4 protein-coding genes are annotated in these 4,228 nt (G+C 60.0%); 3 read left to right on the forward strand and 1 reads right to left on the reverse strand.

The window, feature by feature from the left end; translation table 11 throughout:
• Window positions 1-145 precede the first annotated feature (145 nt).
• The 3 genes from aspA (at window position 146) to ACTHV6_RS11900 (ending at window position 3,769) form a co-directional block, all read left to right on the forward strand.
• A complete protein-coding gene (gene aspA / locus ACTHV6_RS11890; protein WP_441387848.1) occupies window positions 146-1,573 on the forward strand; it encodes an aspartate ammonia-lyase in 1,428 nt (475 codons plus the stop codon).
• A 13-nt stretch (window positions 1,574-1,586) separates the two neighbouring features.
• On the forward strand, window positions 1,587-2,894 hold the full coding sequence (locus tag ACTHV6_RS11895) for an anaerobic C4-dicarboxylate transporter (RefSeq protein ID WP_441387849.1): 1,308 nt from the start codon (window positions 1,587-1,589) through the stop codon (window positions 2,892-2,894).
• Window positions 2,895-3,004: 110 nt separating this feature from the next.
• Window positions 3,005-3,769 (forward strand): aspartate/glutamate racemase family protein, encoded by a 765-nt coding sequence (locus ACTHV6_RS11900; protein ID WP_441387850.1) that lies wholly within the window; start codon window positions 3,005-3,007, stop codon window positions 3,767-3,769.
• Window positions 3,770-3,811: 42 nt separating this feature from the next.
• Here ACTHV6_RS11900 and ACTHV6_RS11905 read toward each other — a convergent pair.
• Window positions 3,812-4,228 (reverse strand): GNAT family N-acetyltransferase (locus ACTHV6_RS11905; protein WP_441387851.1); only part of this gene is annotated, 417 nt, incomplete at its 5' end.

The following is a 4,228-nucleotide window of genomic DNA, read 5'->3' on the forward strand; positions in this document are numbered from 1 at the left end:
GCTATTCGGACATTTGTTTCCAATTTGTTTCCAATCCTGCTTGGGGTGACGTTGTGGGCGGGATTAGGCTGGAGGCACCGGTCAGACCAATGATCAATTTCGCGGTGCCAACATCCATGAAGCATCGCGAGGAAAGTGTAGTGAAATGTCTACAACTCGTACTGAAACGGACCTTCTCGGAGATCGCGAAGTCCCGGCGGATGCGTACTACGGCGTGCACACCGTCCGCGCTATCGATAACTTCGATATCTCAGGTAAGACCGTCAGTGACGTCTCCGAATTCGTGCGCGGCATGGTGCAGGTGAAGAAGGCTGAGGCCCTCGCCAATAACGATGCCCACGTTCTGGACCCCACCGTTGCCGATGCGATCGTGCGGGCATGCGATGAAGTGCTCGTCAAGGGCCGTTGCATGGACCAGTGGCCAGTGGACCTGTTCCAAGGCGGCGCAGGTACATCGGTCAACATGAATACGAACGAAGTGATCGCCAACATCGCCCTAGAGCTTCTTGGCAAGGAGAAGGGTGATTACAGCGTTGTTAACCCCAACGATCATGTCAACAAGTCCCAGTCCACCAACGATACCTACCCCACGGGCCTGCACCTAGCGGCCTATGACCTTGCGGACAAGCTGTGCACGGAAGCCGGGAAGCTGGCCGCCGCGTTCCATGATCTTGGCAGCAAGAACGAGCATGTTCTCAAGATGGGACGCACCCAGCTTCAGGACGCCGTCCCGATGTCTGTTGGCCAAGAGTTCCATGCCTTCGGCAACGTCATCGAATTTGAAGTGGCTGATCTGCGCAACGCCATGGAACAGCTGCTCGAAGTCAATCTGGGCGCCACCGCCATCGGCACCGGGCTCAACACCCCGGATGATTACCAGGACATCGTTGTTAAGCGCCTGTCCGAAGTGACCGGCTTGAAGATCGTGGGCGATAAGGACCTCCTGCAGGGCACGTATGACAACGGCGTGTTCGTGACCGTACACGGCTCCATGAAGCGCTTGGCAATGAACCTTTCGAAGATCTGTAACGATCTTCGCCTCCTGTCCTCCGGCCCGCGCGCCGGCCTCAAGGAGATCAACCTGCCCGAGCTTCAGGCCGGGTCCTCGATCATGCCTGCGAAGGTCAACCCTGTTATGCCTGAGGTTGTCAACCAGGTGTGTTTCAAGGTGATGGGTAACGATGTGGCCGTCACGATGGCGGCAGAAGCCGGCCAGCTTCAGCTGAACGTCATGGAGCCATGCACCGCCCAGTGCCTGTTCGAATCTCCGACGCTGCTGATGAAGGCCTGCAAGGCGCTGCGTGAGCGCTGCGTTGAGGGAATCACCGTTAATGAGGAGCGCTGCCGCGATTACGTCATGAACTCCATCGGGATCGTGACCTACCTCAATGACATCATGGGCCACCACAATGGTGACCTCGTGGGTAAGGAATGCGCCGCGACTGGCAAGTCTGTGCGCGACGTTGTACTCGAGTGGGGTCTGGTCAGCGAAGAAGAGCTGGACCGCGCCCTGTCCACTGAGAACCTATTGAACCCAACGTACATGGGTAAAACATACGGTCAGCTAGCCTGAGAGACATAAGAACATGATTTGGATTCAATTCGCGGTTGTGCTCCTTTTTATCTTTATTGGAGCCCGCATTGGGTCGATCGGCATTGGCTTTGCCGGCGGCGCCGGAATCATCGTGCTGGGCCTTCTTGGCCTTCCCGTTGATCCCGAAAAAGGCATCCCGTGGGATGTTCTTGGAATCATTATGGCCGTGATTGCCTGCGTGGCCACCATGCAGGCAGCCGGCGGCCTTGACTACCTTGTGCAGGTCACAGAGCGTGCGTTGCGGAAGAATCCCAAGCGGATTACCTTCTACGCGCCGATCGTGACCTATCTGATGACCCTGCTGTGCGGAACGGGCCACGTGGCCTTCTCCTCGCTGCCCGTGATTGCCGAGGTTGCCAAGGAACAGGGAATTCGTCCCTCACGCCCGCTCTCGATTTCGGTTGTTGCCTCGCAGGTTGCGATTGCGGCTTCGCCCATTTCGGCGGCGACGATCGCCATGGCTTCGGCCGTGGAGCCAGCTGGCGTGGACTACATCAAGGTGCTGATCGTGTGTATCCCCACCACCTTCATAGGGTGCATGGTGGGCGCTCTGGTGGCTTCCCGCATGGGCAAGCCGCTTGAGGAGGATCCGGTCTATCAGGAGCGCAAGCGCTTGGGCCTGATCCAGAAGCGTGATCTCGAGCAGGTGGAGATCACGAAGTCTGCCAAGACCTCCGTGGGGATCTTCCTCGTGGCCGTACTGATCGTCATGGTGTACGCGACCCTTTCGTCAGACATGATTCCGATCATGCAGAACCCGCCGTACCCGCGCAACGCCGCCATCATGATTGTGATGCTGGCCGCGGCGCTTGTCATGGTGTTCGTGTGCAAGCCCGAGGTTCCCGCGATTTCTTCGCAGGCAACGTTCAAGGGCGGAATGTCCGCCGCCACCTGTATTCTGGGCGTCGCGTGGTTGGGCAACACGTTCGTGGAGGGGCACCTCCAAGAAATCGAGGACGTGGGCGCAAGTGTTCTGGGCAGCGCCCCGTGGCTATTGGCCGTTGTGCTGTTCTTCGCTTCGGCGCTCCTGTACTCCCAAGGTGCCACCGCCGCAACGCTGATGCCAGTGGCGCAGACCATGGGCGTCTCCGGCGCCGTCATGGTGGCGTCCTTCCCGGCCGTGACCGGCCTCTATCTCCTTCCCACCTACCCCACAACGGTGGCGGCGATTGAGATGGACGATACGGGATCCACCCGAATAGGTAAGTTCGTGTTCAACCACCCGTTCTTACTTCCCGGCGTGGTGAGCGTGGTTGTGGCCGTGGGGCTTGGCTTCCTGCTGGCACCGATCATCGTATAACTCTCAGAGAAGAGGGGGTGGGCCGCGCGCTCACCCCCTTTTCCATAGGTGGGCACACCCGCGGGCGTACGCTTGTCTATCATCCACGTCGATTTCGAAACTAGGTCAACATGAAAGCAACACTCGGTATTCTGGGTGGAATGGGCCCGGCCGCCACGGCCGAGTTCTTGCGCGAATTCACGCTTCAAACTCCCGCCGATCGCGATCAGGATCATTTCCCCTCCATCTCCCTGTCCGATCCCACCGTGCCCGATCGCACCGAGGCCATCCTTGCGGGGCCGGGGGAAGCCAGAGAGAAGGTGGCAGCGCAGCTTCGCGCGGATTGCGAGAAGCTGATCTCGTGGGGCGCGGCTGCGATCGCCTGTCCGTGCAACACGGCTCACTACTTCCTTCGGCAGTTCCAGGATGAGCTGTCCGTCCCGATCGTTGACATCATTGATGCCACCGCAGATCAGGCCTTCAGTCGCGCTCACCAGAGCCAGACCGCCAGCGAGAGCTTCGGCGCCCCCACCGCGTGGCTGACCTCCACGCGCGGGACGATGCGCACGGGCCTGTATCAGGACGCCGCCGCCGCACGCGGGCTAGAACTTCTTGTTCCCGAGGACAGCTACTTTGACGAGTTTTCCGCGATCATCGCCCTAGTCAAGTCCGGGGATATGGATGAGGCCGGGGCGCGTTGGCGTGAGGTTTACGGGGATCTGACCGGCCAGCACGATATTCCCATCCTCACGGCGTGCACGGAGCTTCCGCTTGCGCACGCCGCTTCCGGGTTGCCGGGCAAGAACGAGGTTTCTTCGTTGAAGTCGCTCGCTTATTCCACGCTCAAAACGTTGGGCGCGATTCCGTTGGCGCGTTCGGGAGTTGACCCGATTTAATAACGACGACGGCGGATCCTTGCCAGCCGACTCTTGCCCTGCCTACCCCTTGTAGCGGTACACGTTCGTCTCCCGCAGGGCGAAGCCTGCGCGTTTGTAGAGCCGGTTGGCTGCCTCGCGGGTGGGGCGGGATGTCAGGTCAACTGACTTGGAACCGATCGCTTGAGCGTGTGCCACGGCAGCCTCAACAAGGGCCTGACCGGCACCGTGTCCGCGGGCGGCATCGTCCACCACCACATCCTCGATCCAGGCGCGCTTGCCGGTGGGAATGTCAAAGGTGGCGAGGGTCAGCATGCCAAGGATCGTGGAATCGGGGCCGTCCGTGCGATAGATGAACAGGTACACGGATTCCTGATTGACGAATGACTCCACGGTTGCGGCTGGAAGCTCCGGTGTGGAGGAGGACAGCTGGGGGACCAGCGTGTTCATGGCGGTCACCAGCTCTGGGCTGGATTCGGT

Source organism: Ancrocorticia sp., from assembly GCF_052089425.1.
In the GTDB taxonomy this organism is placed as follows: domain Bacteria; phylum Actinomycetota; class Actinomycetes; order Actinomycetales; family Actinomycetaceae; genus Ancrocorticia.

Coding starts and splice junctions, on each gene's coding strand:
- aspA (WP_441387848.1), top strand. CDS start 146: ATGTCTACAACTCGTACTGAAACGGACCTTCTCGGAGATCGCGAAGTC.
- ACTHV6_RS11895 (WP_441387849.1), top strand. CDS start 1,587: ATGATTTGGATTCAATTCGCGGTTGTGCTCCTTTTTATCTTTATTGGA.
- ACTHV6_RS11900 (WP_441387850.1), top strand. CDS start 3,005: ATGAAAGCAACACTCGGTATTCTGGGTGGAATGGGCCCGGCCGCCACG.